This window comes from Desulfitobacterium chlororespirans DSM 11544 (assembly GCF_900143285.1).
In the GTDB taxonomy this organism is placed as follows: Bacteria; Bacillota; Desulfitobacteriia; order Desulfitobacteriales; family Desulfitobacteriaceae; genus Desulfitobacterium; species Desulfitobacterium chlororespirans.
Genome location: NZ_FRDN01000027.1, coordinates 1 through 15,450 on the forward strand (window position 1 = coordinate 1; position 15,450 = coordinate 15,450).

The following is a 15,450-nucleotide window of genomic DNA, read 5'->3' on the forward strand; positions in this document are numbered from 1 at the left end:
CGGGTACTAATCGGTCGAGGGCTTGACCTAAGGTCCCGCAACGAAAAGGAACTCACTGAAGGGCTCAAATCTGCAGTGAGGACGATGGAAGACTAGATTACAGTGGAAGAAGATCTGTGCAGTTTTGAGGGAACAGGGTTCCGAGAGGAACACTGAAACTTCAAAGGATCTGGTGACTATACCGGAGGGGTCCCACCCGTTCCCATCCCGAACACGGAAGTTAAGACCTCCAGGGCTGATGATACTTGGACCGCAGGGTCCTGGGAAAGTAAGTCGTTGCCAGGTAGTGCAGGAGACCATCGATTGTGATGGTCTCTTTTGCTTTGGTTCAAATTACGCACTGGTGCGTAATTTGGAGGCAAGCATTTAAGTTCTCATGGGTGGGAGTGTTAACTTTTTTCCTTGCGGAAAAAACATATCGGAGGAGTAGCATCCGTTTGCAGTTTCGACTACTGCTTTTGTTATATTTTCCAAGTCATGTCAGCTGCGGGAATGGTGTCAGAAGTTGCCGGCACTTTAGGAAGTTTACAGGAAACAATGCCAGTTCCAATGCGATGTTTATTAAGCTACAAACGCAAACTGCTATGCAAGTAGGAATTTCTCCTACTATAAAGTAAAACGCTTGATAAAGTTGTCTAATTGTTCTGACGTCTCGGCTAAATCTTCTGCCATAGAAGCAACTTGTTGAGTGGACTGCATTTGCCCATCCATCGTGGTGGCCGCTTGTTGAGCAGCTAGGGAAAATTGGGAAGCTATGGAAACAGCGTTACTCTGCACTTCGGCTAAGTTTTTGCTTTGGAGCAAAAGTTGATCGACGTTATTAATATTATCTTGAATTTTTTCCCCGGTACCTTGAATAACTTGATCCAGTGAATAGATAGCATCTCCGGCTTGCCTGATAATGATTTTTCCATTTTCGACTTCTACCAACCCTCTGCTCATATCGTTAGAAGCAGAGCAAATCATGTCCTGAACACTGTGTATAAGCTCCATAATTTGATGAGCCGATTCTGCGGAATCACTAGCTAATTTTCTGATTTCATCAGCTACCACAGAGAAACCACGCCCGTGCTCACCTGCACGGGCAGCTTCAATAGCCGCATTAAGGGCCAAAAGGTTTGTCTGACCAGAAATACTGTTAATGATGGAAACGATTTCGCCAATCTTCAGGGCTTGCTCCTCAAGGCTTTGAATAGAGGTATTGGCTTTATAAGTTGATGACGAAATGACGTCCATCTCCTGGATAATATCTTCAACAGCACGTAGTCCATCTTGGCTTACTTGTCGTGCGGAATTGGAGGATATTTGAACCTCTTGGGTGCTATAGCGAATTCGTTCCGAAGCAGCCTGGATCTCTAGAACTTGTTCAGAGGCTCTTTTCATTCCATCGATTTGTTCAATTGACCCGGCACTGAATTCTTGGAAAAGAGCGGCTAATTGTTCATAGCTCTCGGCAAGAGTTTTGGTGTGAGCAGCTTGGGAGTTACTGATTTCATGGGATTTTTGGGAGATAGTAGTGATGTTTGCAATAATCGACTTGATGCCATTATTCACCTTGTTTACTTCGTAGGACAGGGTAGAGAGTTCATTGGTTGTTTTTATTGCTGCAGTATTTGTTAGATTACCTCGGGTAATGGACTTGGTAACTCTGAAGATCTCATTGAGGGTTGAGATAATTTTATGGTGAAAGATATAGGAATAAGCAGCCCATAAGGTGAAGGCACCTAGGGTAAGTCCGATGGACATTAGGGAGGGAGAGCTCCATGACCAACCTAACCCTAGAACGAATAGAGGAATTGAGCTAAGTGCAAAATTATAGGCGAGTTTGTTTTTTTGAAGGGGGATGCCCAGGCGAGCAACGTAACGATGTTCGCCTTTTACATAGATTGGACAGATAACATCAAGCAGGATTTCACCAGTGTCACGGTGATAAATTTGTGATACAGGTTTCGTTGTGCCTAAGATCCCCAATTCTCCTTTTGTAACAAAGTTACCTTCGCGAAAGCGGTTGGAATGGACTAAAGCTTGACCCTCTAAGCTATTGATGACGAGAAACTCGTTATCCCCTATATTAGCATCGATGACTTGACGTAGAGGACCAATCACTTGTGCCCAATTTCCATGGGGCGACTGATTCAGAACATGTTCCATCTCACTGGCAATATGAGAAATTAACCGGATCGCCTGATTTCTTTTCGAATTGCTTACATAGGCATCCCTGTTTCTTTGCATAGCCGAACCTCCTTTAATGATACAACTTGTCTGATTTATATGATATAAGGAAGATAACCTGGTTTCATTATCCTTATTTGCTAATCCACAGCAATTGCTGTTATCAATGTCTCCATTCCAATGGATGACCGACTTTCTCTTATACGCAAAATCCAAAGAAGATACTGAAAAGGCAGCTAAAGTAACACAACCCGAAAAGTTCAAGAAAAGAAAGCAAAGGTAATCAACGGGCAAAAGAGAAGGTCAAGAGTACTACACTCCTGACCTTGTTCGCAAAATGAACTATGCTTGGCGCATCGCGTTATACACCTAAACCAACGACAAAACACAATGGGTAAGCCGTATGCCTTAGTAGGGCACGTGCGGTTTGATGAGGGGGAAGCCATGAGAATGGTTTCCCTACTCTATTGCTTCAAATTGGTCACCAGTGTCGAATTTGGCTTACAGCCAGGACCTTATTGCTGGATTGGAACCTTTAAGGCTTATTGGCCCACATCATAAAGAATAGGTAGTAAATCATTGGCACAATGAAGATGATAGATAATCCGATAAGGGTTTTCTTATTCATTTGCCGATCAATCCTTTCTGCGGATATAGAACACTCAGGAAAATTACATTTGCGTGCTTTTAATCTTTTTAAAGGTCGGTGCAATTGGATAAAGTAGTAAACAATAAGATAAGTATAGCAAACAGAACGGCTGGAAGCCATTCCTAATGAGCGGTTGAAGTATGCCTAAAACCGCATGGGCTAAGGGATAAGCTGATTTAAAACCGATAGTTGCAAATGAGCAAATTCGTGGTAGGATAGGAAGGTACACCTTTGCATTGAGTGGAGGATTAGAAGTGAATCTCATATCCAGAATAGACAGCTATGCTGAAAGCTGTCCTGATCGAGTGGCGCACCATTATAGGGAGAGCGGGCTTACCTATAGACAATTAAAAGAAGCGTCCGATGCTTTGGCCTGTTACTTGATTGATACATTGAAAGACGACAGAACGCCCATTGTTGTTTACGGTCATAAACAGCATGAGATGCTCATTTGTTTTTTGGCTTGTGTAAAATCCGGACATGCTTATATTCCTGTGGATTTTTCCCTGCCCAGCCAGCGAATTGAAGACATTGTTCAGAGCTCCCAGACTCGATTGATTCTCTCCCCTGGCGAGAGCCCGGAGCGGGAGGGGATCAAGACAGTGCGAGCAGATGAGATTAGCCGATTGATTCAATCCCATTTAGGCAAGTCTCCATCCAAAGATTATCAAGTAAAAGATCATGAAACCTATTATATTATCTACACTTCAGGAAGCACAGGAAAACCCAAAGGGGTTCAGATAACCTTGGCTAATCTGGAGAGCTTTGTGCATTGGGGTGTGGGAGTAGGGCGGTTTCCTGAGGCTGAGGTGTTCCTGAATCAGGCCCCCTTTTCCTTTGATCTGTCTGTGATGGATCTTTATCTGGCCCTCACTTCCGGTTCTACCCTCTACAGTATTGATAAGGCCATGATCGCTGAACCTAAGGAGCTCTTCGCCCATTTTAAGCAATCTGGGCTAACGGTATGGGTCTCTACACCATCCTTTGCCGAGATGTGCCTGGGAGACTCCAGTTTCAATGACGAACTTCTTCCTGATCTGAAAGTGTTTATGTTTTGTGGAGAGACCTTGAGCAATCAATGTGCGGAAAAATTATACCGGCGGTTTCCTCAAGGGGAGGTTATTAATTCATACGGTCCCACGGAAGCGACCGTAGCTGTGACAGCTCTTATAGTGGATTTGGAGATGTGTACCAGGAACGAGCCTCTGCCGGTAGGAAGGGTTAAGGAGGATTGTCGCCTTCTCATCGTGGATTCGGAAGGGGTCCCTCAGGAGGAGGGGAACCAGGGTGAAATCGTCATCCTAGGGGATAGTGTAAGCCCGGGCTACTATCGCAATGAAGAAATGACGGAGAAGGCTTTTTTCACTCGATCCTGCGACGGGGATGAGAAAAAGTGCTACCGGACGGGGGATGAGGGCTATCTGAAAGAAGGGATTCTTCATTATGGAGGGAGAATCGACTTTCAGATCAAGCTGAATGGTTATCGCATTGAGCTGGAGGATATTGAGAATAACCTGCGCAAGGTGGAATGGGTTGCCAATGCCATTGTCCTGCCCATTAAAAAAGACGGGCGGGTTCACTATCTGGCAGGGGTAGTCGTTCCGAACAAAAAGCTTGATAAACGGGACTTTGAGATGGGGCAGATCATCAAAACTGAACTAAAAAACTATTTGCCGGACTATATGATTCCAAGAAAAATCATGTTTAGGGATTCTTTGCCGATGACGGTCAATGGCAAAGTGAACCGGGCTGCGCTTATGGAGGAATTTCAGTGATTCCTTATAGTAATCTTTTTTTCTTTTATATCATCGGGCTGATTTTGCTTCCCGGCATCTTCTTAGGGGTCAGGGAAAAACCTCTTAAACTTTATGGGCTGGCAGCATCTTTGCTCATCATCGGCCTGCTTTTCTCAGATTCTAAGCTTCAGCTTTTTTTGCTGGTATTATTTTATCTGGGGGAACTCTTTCTCGTTAAAGGATATAGTCTTCTGAAGCCAAAATATCCTCAGAAATGGGTTTTATGGCTGACCATTCTCTTGGCCTTAATGCCGCTGGCTTTATCCAAATGGGGTCACCTCTTTACGGATAGGCTGCTGGGTTTTTTGGGAATCTCCTATCTCACTTTTAAAGTCATTCAAATGCTTCTGGAAATAAGCGATGGTCTTATTAAAGAGGTAAAATTCGTGGATTTTACGTATTTTCTCTTGTTTTTTCCAACCCTAAGTTCCGGGCCTATTGATCGCTCCAGAAGATTCCTGACTGAAGTCAATCAGATCATTCCTCGCCATGAATACCTCCAGAGGGTCTATCAGGGATTGCACAAACTGCTCCTTGGCGCGGGTTACAAATTTATTCTAGGGAATAGTATCTACACCTATTGGTTGAGCAAGATCCCCACAGAAGCTCATGGATTGGTGGAAACCGTCAATTATATGTATGGGTATAGCTTCTATTTGTTCTTTGATTTTGCGGGATATAGCCTGATGGCCATTGGGATAAGCTATATCCTGGGAGTCAAAACCCCGGAGAATTTTGATAAGCCCTTTATAAGCAAGGATATTAAAGACTTTTGGAACCGCTGGCATATGACCCTGTCTTTTTGGTTCAGAGACTATCTCTACACGCGCTTTGTTATGGCTTCCATGAAGAAAAAACGCTTTAAAAACCGCTACACTGCTTCCTATCTTGGCTATCTGTTAACCATGGGAACCATGGGAATTTGGCATGGTACAGAAATACATTACCTTCTTTATGGGCTTTACCACGGGGGCTTGATTATAGGCACGGACTACTTTCAGAGGCATAGCGCTCTCTATAAAAAATATAAGAACACTCCCCTGTGGATTGGGGCATCTACATTGATCACATTTCATCTGGTCTGCTTTGGTTTCTTAATCTTCTCCGGGTATTTATTTAAATAAAGTATTAATAAATTTTAAAGGAGTAGCTCAATGATGGAAGAAAAGATTTTAAGTCTGTTGGAACGAGTATGCGGCACCGACGAGGTGCGAAATGAACGGGATATAAATCTTTTTGAGGCTGGAATCTTAGACTCTTTAGGAGTGATTGAACTTTTAGTAGGTGCGGAAGAGCTTGGGATCAAAATTGAGCCTACTGAGATCGAAAGAACAGATATTGACACACCGGCTAAAATCATCGCCACCTTCAGCAAGAGGGTTGCTGGATGAAAAGGTTTCTCCCCCTAGTTTTGGCTTTGGTTATTTCATGTCTTGTTGTTTGGGGCGGTAATGAAATTTTAGCCTCCAAAATTGCTGAGAATTACGATCCGGCTTTTGGCTATAAGTTAAACACTCAGAAGAACCAGGGCTTGATTCTGCAGAGGACCGGGATGGAAAAGGGCGGCAGCATTCCGGTTTATGGGTCTTCAGAATTGAGCGGGTCAACCGATCCCTTTCAGCCGGTAAACTTCTTTACAGGGCAATACGCAGGAATTTACTATAACCTGATTGGCAGAGGGTATTGCCAAAGTTTGATTCACCTGATTAATTTTGGTGCTTTAGGTGATTCCCTAAAAGGAGAAAAGATTGTGTTCTTTCTTTCTCCACAGTGGTTCAGCAAAACAGGGATAACTTCTGACGATTTCCAGAAGAATTTTTCCCAACAGCAGTATCTGACTTTTTTAAATAACGAAGAGATCAGTCCCCAGTTAAAACGTTTAGCTGCTCAACGGGTGGATTCCTTATTAGGCCAGGATGAAAGCATGGATATGCGGATTCTATCTTACCTCTCAGCCAATAATGCTGAGCAAGCTCAGATCTTCCTTGGCGCGTTGCAACCCTACTATAGATTAAAAGAGGCTCTGTTATCAACCAAGGACCATGTCCAGGGTTACCGAACCCTTGTGGAAGAGTCTCCTCATAAGGGAGCGGATAAAAGCAATTCGAAACCGGCCATAGAGCGGTCCGCCGTAGAGATCGATTGGGAATCGGAAAAGAAACGTGCCCAGGAGGTGGGGAAAGCCCGTTCAGATAACAATCAATTTGGAATTGACAACGGCTATTTTAATGACTATCTGAAGGAAAAGCTTCCCGACTATAAAGACTCTATGCACGACCAGTCTTATCTGGAGTCCCCTGAGTACGGGGATTTGGAGTTATTGCTTTCACTGTGTCAGGAATTGGAGATTGAACCCTTATTCGTCAGTATTCCGGTCAACGGACTCTGGTATGATTATTGCGGATTTCCTCGGGAGGATAGAGCTCAATACTATGAAAAAGTGAAGCAGCTCGTTACCAAGGCCGGATATGAGTTTGCGGATTTTTCCGATCACGAATATGATCCATATTTTCTGCGGGATACCATGCATCTGGGGTGGAAAGGGTGGGTGGAAGTCAATGAAGCGATTCTTGCCTATGTTCGGTGAAACTCTGCTTTATACAGCAATCATCTTAGGCATCATAGTGGTTTACGTATTGGCGGAAGCCAATGAAGTAAATTTTATCTATAATCAGTTTTAAAGTGTAAGGCACCGGCAGAGGCTGTGAAAAAAGTATAGAATAAAAGTGCATTAAGAAGTGACTTTATTTTATTACCCAATAAAATAAGGTTGCTTTTTTTACTATCAGGAGTATAGGCTTGCGTCATAGAATTACTAAGCATATGCACAACAAATTGTTGTGAAAGGCTCCAAAAAACTATTGATTAGCAAGACAAATAAACCGGTATATAATTGTGCTAGAGGTAACAAGAACAAATTGCCCAACTGTTCGGACTGCTTAAGGAACCTAAGTTAAAATTTTGATTAGTAAGGAGTGGAAGGCTTGAGAACGTACTTAGATACCGAAAAACACCTTATTACCATGCAAGCTGAGTCTGAAGCAGGATTTTTGGCAGAACTCAGAGCGGGGGACTATTCTGTAGAGAAGCCGCTGGTTGTCAAAAATCCTTATATCATTAATCCTCTGGCGGCAGTCATCTGCTTTAACACGGATGAAGAAACAACCGCGGAGATCACAGTTAAAGGGAAAGCCAGCGCAGGGGATCTCAGTCATACCTTTGCGGCGGCTCAAGAGCATGTCTTACCGATTTACGGATTGTATGACGATTATGCAAACACCGTGATCATCAGACTTGGCGACGGTAAAACCTCTGAAGTCAAGATTGAAGTGGAAGAGCTCAATGTCAACAAAGCTCAGTATTGCCGGACTACACCGGAGTATTTTGGCAAAGACTTCATGCTGATCTCCACCACAACACCTCTTATCGAATCAGCAAAGACCGTGGGCTTTGACTATGCCGGCGATCTGAGATGGTGCATTACCAATCTGCAGAGCTGGGATATTAAAAAATTAGCCAACGGCAGATTGCTCTATACTTCCCATCGAACCGTGCAAAAACCTTACTATACCGTTGGTGTCATGGAGATGGATTTCTGCGGAAAGATTTATAAAGAGTATCGTCTCCCCGGCGGCTACCACCATGATGCGGTAGAGTTGGAAAATGGCAACATCCTGGCTGCTTCTGATAACGACTTCAACGATTCCGTGGAAGACTTCGTGGTGGAAATTGATCGCGCGACGGGAGCTATCCTCAAGTCCTGGGATCTGCAAAAAATTCTCCCCCGCGGTGAAGGCAAAGCGGGAGACTGGAACCACCATGACTGGTTCCACAATAACTCAGTGTGGTACGATAAGCCCACTAATTCCATCACCATGTCAGGCCGTCATATGGACGCCGTGATCAACTTCGATTATGACAGCGGAGCGCTGAACTGGATCCTCGGCGACCCTGAAGGCTGGCCGGAAGAATGGCAAAAATACTTCTTCAAAAATGTGACCAAAGGAGATTTTGATTGGCAGTATGAGCAGCATGCGGCAAGAATTCTGCCCAACGGCGATGTCTTTCTCTTTGATAACGGAACCTATCGTTCTAAAAACGAGGCGGCCCGCGTAGATCCTGAGCAAAACTTCTCCCGCGGTGTTATCTATCGAATCAATACCGATAAAATGGAGATCGAACAAGTATGGCAGTACGGTAAGGAAAGAGGGGCCGAATTCTACTCCCCTTATATCTGCAATGTAGACTATTACAGCGAAGGTCATTATATGGTTCACTCCGGGGGTATCGCTACTTACAGAGGTAAACACACCGATGGCTTAGGGGCAATGCTTCTGAACAAATACAAAGATGAGCATATCCATTTAACCTTAGAATCCATCACAGTAGAAGTAGGGAATGATGAGTTAAAGTATGAGCTGAAAGTGCAAGGCGGCAATTACTACAGAGCGAGAAGAATCAGCCCCTACGATGAAAAGACCAACCTCCTCCTTGGCCAAGGTGAACTCCTCGGTGGTTTTGGGGTAACCCATGAATTCATGAAAATCAACTTCAAAGATGCCGAAACAGAGCTGCCGGAGAAACACAAGCTCAATATCCTCCTTGAAGAAGATCGGTTGGCTGTTCGGGCAAGCTTTAGAGAAGGATCTCAAGTATATCTTGAATTAAAGGGTGCGGAACAATCTAAATTCTATAACATTCCCACGGAGGTTCATGATGTCACGGCAGCCTGTGTCTCCTTCGAAGAACAAAACGACAACGACTTCCAATTCTATGTAAGCAGGGAAGGGTTGTCCGGTGAGTTTGAAATCTATCTCAACATCGACAACAAGAGATATGACACACATTTATCAGTGAAACTCTAAAGCAGGCATAGTTAAAATTCAGTGGTGCTCCCTTTAAAGCAGACAGAAGTGTAGGCTGGTCTGTTTCATTAAGGGAGCATCTTTTGCAGTATTAAGGGGTTAGTCGAAACAGTCAACACTGTCCTTGGGATGACGCTTAGCCTGCCAATAATTACTTGTAGCGGGAAGGATTGAACCTTTTGTAACAAGCAGGTACAATATAGGAAGCTTGATGAACTTATCCAAACTCAATTAAGAGAGAACAAGTGACTACGGCGAGGAAGTGTTTGAAATGCGTATTACAGATTTAATTTTTCTGATCGAATTATCCCACTCTAAATCCATTACATTGACCTCGGAGAGAATGCATATTTCCCAGCAAGGACTGAGCCAAGTCATCTCGCGGCTGGAGCAAGAGCTTGATACCATATTGTTTTACAGAAGCCGGCACGGAATCAGCCTGACCGACGCAGGGCAGATTGCTGTCCAAAAGGCCAGGGAAATCATCGGAAAATACGATGATTTGAAAATAGAGCTGGAACAGCTTAAACAGGGACAGGAGCAATTGGTGGAGGGAAACTTAACCCTTGCCCACACTCATGTTTCGGGAACGGCGGTCCTGCCCAAGGCTTTGAAATTGTTTAAAAGAAAATACCCTAATGTGAACTTAACGATTAAAGAAAAAGCCCCTTTAGAGACCGTTGCCTGGATTCAAGAGGACCCTGCGGTAGTGGGGCTTATCAATTATCCGGAAGCACAGGAAAAGGGTAAGGAAGGCCCTTTGCATTCCTGTTCTGATCTGGTTTATAAAGAAGTTCTGCAGGATGAATTGATTGTATGTGTTCCCAAGTCCTGGGCTTTGAGCAAAGAGCAACTGGGAGCCGTTAATGCTATGGTGACATTGCCCATGGTCTATTATGATACACAACAATATGAGGAAATCATCACCCAGATTTTTAGCAGGGCAGAGCTTCCTCCTAAAGTTTTTTTAAAAACCCTGAACAACGAATTATTTCGGCAAACCATTATCGATGGGTTGGCCATGGGGGCTGTCTCTATGCTTGAGCTCAATGAAAATCGGTTGTTGAAAGAGTTTACGGTGCAGTCCGCTATGGGTTTAAAGCTTATTTACACCTGGGTCACTTCTGTGCGACAGCCTATGTCACTTCCGGCACAAAAATTCTTAGAGTGTCTGGAAAGTACGGCAAAGGCCATATGATTAACAAGTTTTTGTTGTGACATGAGAAAAGAAATTGCTGTTTTGTGAGATGTGTAACAATTAATTATAATTAGGATTGAGAACACAAGTGCATGAAGAAAGGAGAGTTGCCTCAGTCTTAAAAAAACAAAGCACGAAGAGCAGCCAAGGGTAATGGAGGGACAAGATAAGGAAAAATCTATAGTTATGTGGAGAATAGAACAGTAAGGTTAGATTCTTCAGACAGTAAGGAGAATGGAAATGGCAGTTCTGGTAGAGAATTCTCAGACAACAGCAAGTAAAACATCTCACAAGATCAAAAACAACTATTTTGATGGTCTGGAAGTTACATCAGTTCATAAGATCTTATTCTTCATTGTTATGTTAGCTTATTTTTTTGAGCAAATGGATAATTGGAATTTTGGGTTCATTGCTCCGGCCTTAATGCAGAGCTGGAGGATTACAATGGCAGATGTGGGCAAGATCAATTTTGCCTATTTTGTAGCCATGACCCTGGGGGGCTTAACCGGAGGAATAATTTCAGATTTCATCGGCCGGAGAAAGACCTTTCTTGGTTCTATCCTGGTGTTCTCCATAGCCTCGGTTGCCAATGGCTTCGCCACGGATGTTGCAATGTTTACCATAACCCGTGCCGTTACAGGATTTGGTATCTTTTGTATGATGGTTACCTCTCAGGTCTATATTGCCGAGATGGCGCCCTCAGCTACCCGGGGAAAGTGGCAGAGCCTAACGGCTTCGGTGGGTTTTATGGCTGCTCCCTTAGTAGGAATCTTATGCCGCATCATCATTCCCATGAGCCCTGATGCCTGGCGGTATATCTTTTATGTTGGGGGGATAGGCCTGGTAGGGTTTCTTCTGGGATTAAGATATCTAAAAGAATCGCCTCGCTGGTTAGTGGCCCAAGGCAGAATCTCAGAAGCGGAAAAAGTCATTGAGGACTTGAGTCATGTCAAGGTTGACTTGAGCGAAGCGGCCTCCAAAGTAGAACCTAAAGTGAAGACTAGGGAAGTTATCGTTGGCCTTTTCTCCCGGAAATACATTAAACGGACCTTCGTGATTTTATTCTTTGTTATGTTAACGGTGCCGGCAGGGTTTGTGATTACCAACTGGACCCCAACTCTTCTAAGTCAAAGAGGTTTAGGAGTTGAGGATGCACTGACCGCTTCCACCATGCTCATGTTTGGTGTTCCGGCAGGATGTTATTTTTCTTCCTTAATTGCGGATAAAGGGGGAAGAAAGATACCCATGGCGGCGATGGCTGTCAGCGTTGCAGTTTTGGCAGTGATTTTTGGACAAATCGAAGGATTTATTCCCATTGTCGTTTGCGGGTTTCTTTTAATTTCTGCCAATATGGCTTTAAATTTTATTACATTTAGCTATATAGCCGAGAATTACCCCACCAAGATGCGCAATACCTCAACAGGGATCCACAATGCTTCAGGACGTTTAGCTACCGCAGTATTGCAGAATATAGTACCTGTCGTGTTCGGTTTATATTATTTCTCCGGTGTGTATAACATGGTCGCCATCATGGTCTGTATCCCTGTGGCGGTGTTATTGCTGTGGGGAATGCGAACCGGCGGTAAGGCTTTGGAAGATATCTCCTAATGCACCTTTAAGCTGCGCAAAGCCTAAGGATAACAAGAGACCGTAAATGCTGCCCATTTACGGTCTTTCATCAGTTAAGGCTCATGAAGACTCCAGTGATGGGGCCTTCGGTCTTTACCGGGATGGATGAGCTAAGTAGAGATGAGCTTTGGGTTCAGGCTGTTGATTACTCATTCTGTTCTCATGGTCCAATGTATGAGGGTTGGATAATTTCACCATCTCACGTCTCAGATAAACGACCACAAATGTCAGATAAACCAATGCAGCTAAAATCCATAATGCTGTTGTCATTATAATTCCTCCCTTTTATTCAATCTACCCCATCATTAACGGTTGGCCCGTTTTCTATTTATATTACCATTAGCATAATCCATATTTGCTTTGATGTCTAATATGGAATCCCAATGAATAAGAAAGCTTTTTTAAATATATAAACCAGACTCCGGAGGTTAAGGAAACCCTCAACAACTGTTCATAGGAACGATTGTTGAGGGTTTCCTTGAAACTACTCAGAATAAATTCTTCCCCAGACAGTTTGCAGGGTTTCGATGTTTGATAATTATAGTTTGCAGGCAGGGATGAGCTGCGGCCAAGCCAAGGACTGATCATAAACAGGAGTGATAATGGAAAAAGAGGGTAACCTAAATAAGGCAGCCAATGCAGAAATCGTAAAAAATTTTAGTTTTAGGGAGTGTTGAATTCATGAAAATTAATCATACAAAGGGCAAGTATTATCTGGATAAAAGTCAGGAGACGCCGCCCTCTTTTTGGCTGGATTCCACACCTAAGACCAACTACCCTTCTTTAGCAGGTGATATCTCCGTTGATGTCGCGGTAATCGGCGGGGGGATGGCTGGAATCAGCACGGCTTACCTTCTCGCTCAGGAAGGTCTTAAGGTGGCCGTACTGGAAACGGATCGTATCGTCCAGGGGACAACGGCATATACCACTGCCAAGCTCACAAGCCAGCATGGTCTTATCTACGATAAAATCCTTCGGCAGATGGGAGGGGAAAAAGCAAGACAATATGCTGAAGCCAATGAATCTGCTATAGATTTCGTAGCGAAGCTGGTGGAACAGGAGAAGATTGATTGTGACTTTACCCGGCAGCCGGCTTATATCTATGCTCAACAGAATAAAACCATAAAGAAGCTGGAAAGGGAAATGAAAGCAGCCCAACACTGTGGAATTGATGCTCATTATGTCACTGAGCTGGACCTGCCTCTGGCCATCAAAGGAGCGTTGCGTTTTGAGCAGCAGGCCCAGTTCCATCCCCGTAAATATCTTCTCGCCCTTGCCCGCAAGATCGAAGAAAAGGGCGGGCATATTTTTGAGCAGACTAAGGCCGTGGATATTCGCGGAGGCGGTCCCTTTATAGTGCTGACCCAGCAAGGCAGCAAGGTAAAGGCCGATTATGTGGTGATGGCTTCTCATTATCCATTCAATATTTTACCTGGTCTTTATGTATCCAAAATCTATCAAGAAAGGGAATACGCTGTAGTCGTAAAAGCAAAGGAGTTATTTCCCGGCGGAATGTACATTAATGCCGAAGAGCCGGCCCGTTCTTTGCGGGGGTTGCCGACTCCTGATGGGGAGCGGATTCTTATCGTTGGTGAAAAACATAGAACAGGCCATGGGAAAAATCTGACCGAGCACTACAAAAACCTCATGGAGTTTGCCCAGAGGCTTTTTACCGTAGAGGAATTTCCCTATCATTGGTCCACCCAGGATTGCACCACCTTGGATGAAGTGCCTTACATCGGCCAAATCAGCAGGAGCAAGCCCAATCTATTGATTGCCACAGGGTTTCGGAAATGGGGCATGACCCAGGGCACGGCAGCCGCTTTAATTATCCGGGATCGGATCATAAAGGGATATTCCCCATGGCAAGAGGTGTATAATCCCTCCCGACCAATATCGTTGAATTTCGCAGCGAGTTTTGCGGCTAACAGCTCCTTGCTGGCCTTTGATCTCACGGCAGGGAAGCTCATGAAAGGGAAAGAAGTCTATAGTTTAAGTCCCGGTCAGGCGGTGATTGCCAATATGGATGGCCGCCGTGTAGGGCTTTATATGGACCCTGAGGCTAATCTTCATAGAGTGGATACCACCTGCCCTCACTTGGGGTGTGAGGTTCAGTGGAACGATGCGGAGAGGTCCTGGGATTGCCCTTGCCACGGCTCTCGCTACGATGTGGATGGCAATCCCCTCGAGGGACCAACCTTAAAGCCATTGGAGAAAATCTAGAACAAATGCCAAGGGTTGTATAAAGTCCGGAGTGATAGGAAAAAATAAAAAATGCAACAATATTACAATATTGTTGCATAAATAAATGCATTACGAATAAATAGCTCTTTAAGTACCTTTTCAGTCAGTTAAAACCAAAATAATTCTGTGAAATTATTGAAAAGGCGCTATTTCCAGTGCCATGTACCTCTTAATTACTCACATTAATATTATAATGGATAGGGAAAAACGCTCGTAGGAGGACAATTTATGACGGTTGAACCAATTCGCGATAAAGCACAAATACGAACACTGTATAATCATCTCAATCAATCTCATCCTAAATATGCTATGATTTTTAAATTTGGAATTAATACAGGACTGCGGATCAGCGACATCATTACACTCAAGGTTTCAGATATTTATTGTCGCAAGAAGGAATTTAAAGATTACTTGGTTTTAACTGAACAAAAAACCGGGAAATTAAAAAAAATTAAACTAAATAACACTTTGCGAAAAGCACTGAATAGTTATATTCATAAGCAAAATCTGGAACTAATAGACTATTTATTTCCTAGCCAAAAAGGGGGCTATATCGGCAGAATTCAGACATACCGGGTATTGAAGCATTCCGCCGTTACATTAGGCATAGAGAATTTTGGAACACATAGTCTTAGAAAAACATGGGGTTATTGGACATATAAACTATCTCAGTATAATATCGGCCTGGTCATGGATATTTTTAACCATAGTTCACAGAGTGTCACTTTGCGTTATATTGGTATTAATCAAGACCAGAGGGATCAATTGTATGATATGGTTCAACTCTAAAAACTACTTACTATACTTCAATATCGGGGCTTTGGGCTCAACCTATCATAATTGACATCCATAGCCCCAGTAAGGTATATTAAAATAAAAAATGCAACAATATTGTAA

General features: G+C 43.7%; 12 protein-coding genes and 1 rRNA gene. 11 read left to right on the plus strand and 2 right to left on the minus strand.

The genetic code is table 11. From position 1 onward, the window contains the following. Positions 1–168 precede the first annotated feature (168 nt). Positions 169–285 (plus strand): 5S ribosomal RNA (rrf, locus tag BUA14_RS26750). Positions 286–606: 321 nt separating this feature from the next. Here rrf and BUA14_RS26760 read toward each other — a convergent pair. Further along, a complete protein-coding gene (locus BUA14_RS26760; RefSeq protein ID WP_072775382.1) occupies positions 607–2,232 on the minus strand; it encodes a methyl-accepting chemotaxis protein in 1,626 nt (541 codons plus the stop codon). Positions 2,233–3,075: 843 nt separating this feature from the next. Here BUA14_RS26760 and dltA point away from each other — a divergent pair. The 8 genes from dltA (at position 3,076) to BUA14_RS26795 (ending at position 12,288) form a co-directional block, all read left to right on the plus strand. Then, a complete protein-coding gene (dltA, locus tag BUA14_RS26765) occupies positions 3,076–4,596 on the plus strand; it encodes a D-alanine--poly(phosphoribitol) ligase subunit DltA (RefSeq protein WP_072775383.1) in 1,521 nt (506 codons plus the stop codon). After that, the gene (dltB, locus tag BUA14_RS26770) at positions 4,593–5,741 is read left to right on the plus strand and encodes a D-alanyl-lipoteichoic acid biosynthesis protein DltB (RefSeq protein ID WP_072775384.1); all 1,149 of its coding nucleotides are present in this window, start codon (positions 4,593–4,595) and stop codon (positions 5,739–5,741) included. The genes dltA and dltB overlap by 4 nt, the downstream gene beginning before the upstream one ends. Positions 5,742–5,774: 33 nt before the next feature. Beyond that, entirely contained in the window at positions 5,775–6,008 is a 234-nt protein-coding gene (dltC, locus tag BUA14_RS26775; RefSeq protein ID WP_072775390.1) for a D-alanine--poly(phosphoribitol) ligase subunit DltC, read from the plus strand. Further along, positions 6,005–7,204 (plus strand): D-alanyl-lipoteichoic acid biosynthesis protein DltD, encoded by a 1,200-nt coding sequence (gene dltD / locus BUA14_RS26780; RefSeq protein WP_072775385.1) that lies wholly within the window; start codon positions 6,005–6,007, stop codon positions 7,202–7,204. The genes dltC and dltD overlap by 4 nt, the downstream gene beginning before the upstream one ends. Continuing rightward, positions 7,194–7,298, plus strand: coding sequence for a teichoic acid D-Ala incorporation-associated protein DltX (gene dltX / locus BUA14_RS27685; protein WP_242954783.1), 105 nt, complete (start codon positions 7,194–7,196; stop codon positions 7,296–7,298). Before dltD ends, dltX begins: the two co-directional genes overlap by 11 nt. Positions 7,299–7,601: 303 nt before the next feature. Further along, entirely contained in the window at positions 7,602–9,482 is a 1,881-nt protein-coding gene (locus BUA14_RS26785) for an aryl-sulfate sulfotransferase (RefSeq protein WP_072775386.1), read from the plus strand. 271 nt (positions 9,483–9,753) lie between these two features. Next, positions 9,754–10,680 (plus strand): LysR family transcriptional regulator, encoded by a 927-nt coding sequence (locus BUA14_RS26790; protein WP_072775387.1) that lies wholly within the window; start codon positions 9,754–9,756, stop codon positions 10,678–10,680. Positions 10,681–10,920: 240 nt separating this feature from the next. Beyond that, positions 10,921–12,288, plus strand: a complete 1,368-nt coding sequence (locus BUA14_RS26795) for an MFS transporter (RefSeq protein ID WP_072775388.1) — start codon at positions 10,921–10,923, stop codon at positions 12,286–12,288. Between the two features lie 114 nt (positions 12,289–12,402). Here BUA14_RS26795 and BUA14_RS28260 read toward each other — a convergent pair whose 3' ends face one another. Next, complete coding sequence (locus tag BUA14_RS28260) at positions 12,403–12,579, minus strand: hypothetical protein (protein ID WP_178371823.1); 177 nt, start codon at positions 12,577–12,579, stop codon at positions 12,403–12,405. Between the two features lie 411 nt (positions 12,580–12,990). Here BUA14_RS28260 and BUA14_RS26800 point away from each other — a divergent pair, with 411 nt between their 5' ends. Together BUA14_RS26800 and BUA14_RS26805 are read left to right on the plus strand one after the other, a co-directional pair. Next, the gene (locus BUA14_RS26800) at positions 12,991–14,532 is read left to right on the plus strand and encodes an FAD-dependent oxidoreductase (protein WP_072775389.1); all 1,542 of its coding nucleotides are present in this window, start codon (positions 12,991–12,993) and stop codon (positions 14,530–14,532) included. A 249-nt stretch (positions 14,533–14,781) separates the two neighbouring features. Beyond that, on the plus strand, positions 14,782–15,342 hold the full coding sequence (locus tag BUA14_RS26805; protein ID WP_072774999.1) for a tyrosine-type recombinase/integrase: 561 nt from the start codon (positions 14,782–14,784) through the stop codon (positions 15,340–15,342). Positions 15,343–15,450: the final 108 nt, after the last annotated feature.

What these genes read in the sequence shown, in the direction of transcription:
- BUA14_RS26760 (WP_072775382.1), bottom strand. Translation starts at nt 2,232, where the DNA reads ATGCAAAGAAACAGGGATGCCTATGTAAGCAATTCGAAAAGAAATCAG.
- dltD (WP_072775385.1), top strand. Translation starts at nt 6,005, where the DNA reads ATGAAAAGGTTTCTCCCCCTAGTTTTGGCTTTGGTTATTTCATGTCTT.
- BUA14_RS26790 (WP_072775387.1), top strand. Translation starts at nt 9,754, where the DNA reads ATGCGTATTACAGATTTAATTTTTCTGATCGAATTATCCCACTCTAAA.
- dltC (WP_072775390.1), top strand. Translation starts at nt 5,775, where the DNA reads ATGGAAGAAAAGATTTTAAGTCTGTTGGAACGAGTATGCGGCACCGAC.
- BUA14_RS26800 (WP_072775389.1), top strand. Translation starts at nt 12,991, where the DNA reads ATGAAAATTAATCATACAAAGGGCAAGTATTATCTGGATAAAAGTCAG.
- BUA14_RS28260 (WP_178371823.1), bottom strand. Translation starts at nt 12,579, where the DNA reads ATGACAACAGCATTATGGATTTTAGCTGCATTGGTTTATCTGACATTT.
- BUA14_RS26805 (WP_072774999.1), top strand. Translation starts at nt 14,782, where the DNA reads ATGACGGTTGAACCAATTCGCGATAAAGCACAAATACGAACACTGTAT.
- dltX (WP_242954783.1), top strand. Translation starts at nt 7,194, where the DNA reads ATGTTCGGTGAAACTCTGCTTTATACAGCAATCATCTTAGGCATCATA.
- BUA14_RS26795 (WP_072775388.1), top strand. Translation starts at nt 10,921, where the DNA reads ATGGCAGTTCTGGTAGAGAATTCTCAGACAACAGCAAGTAAAACATCT.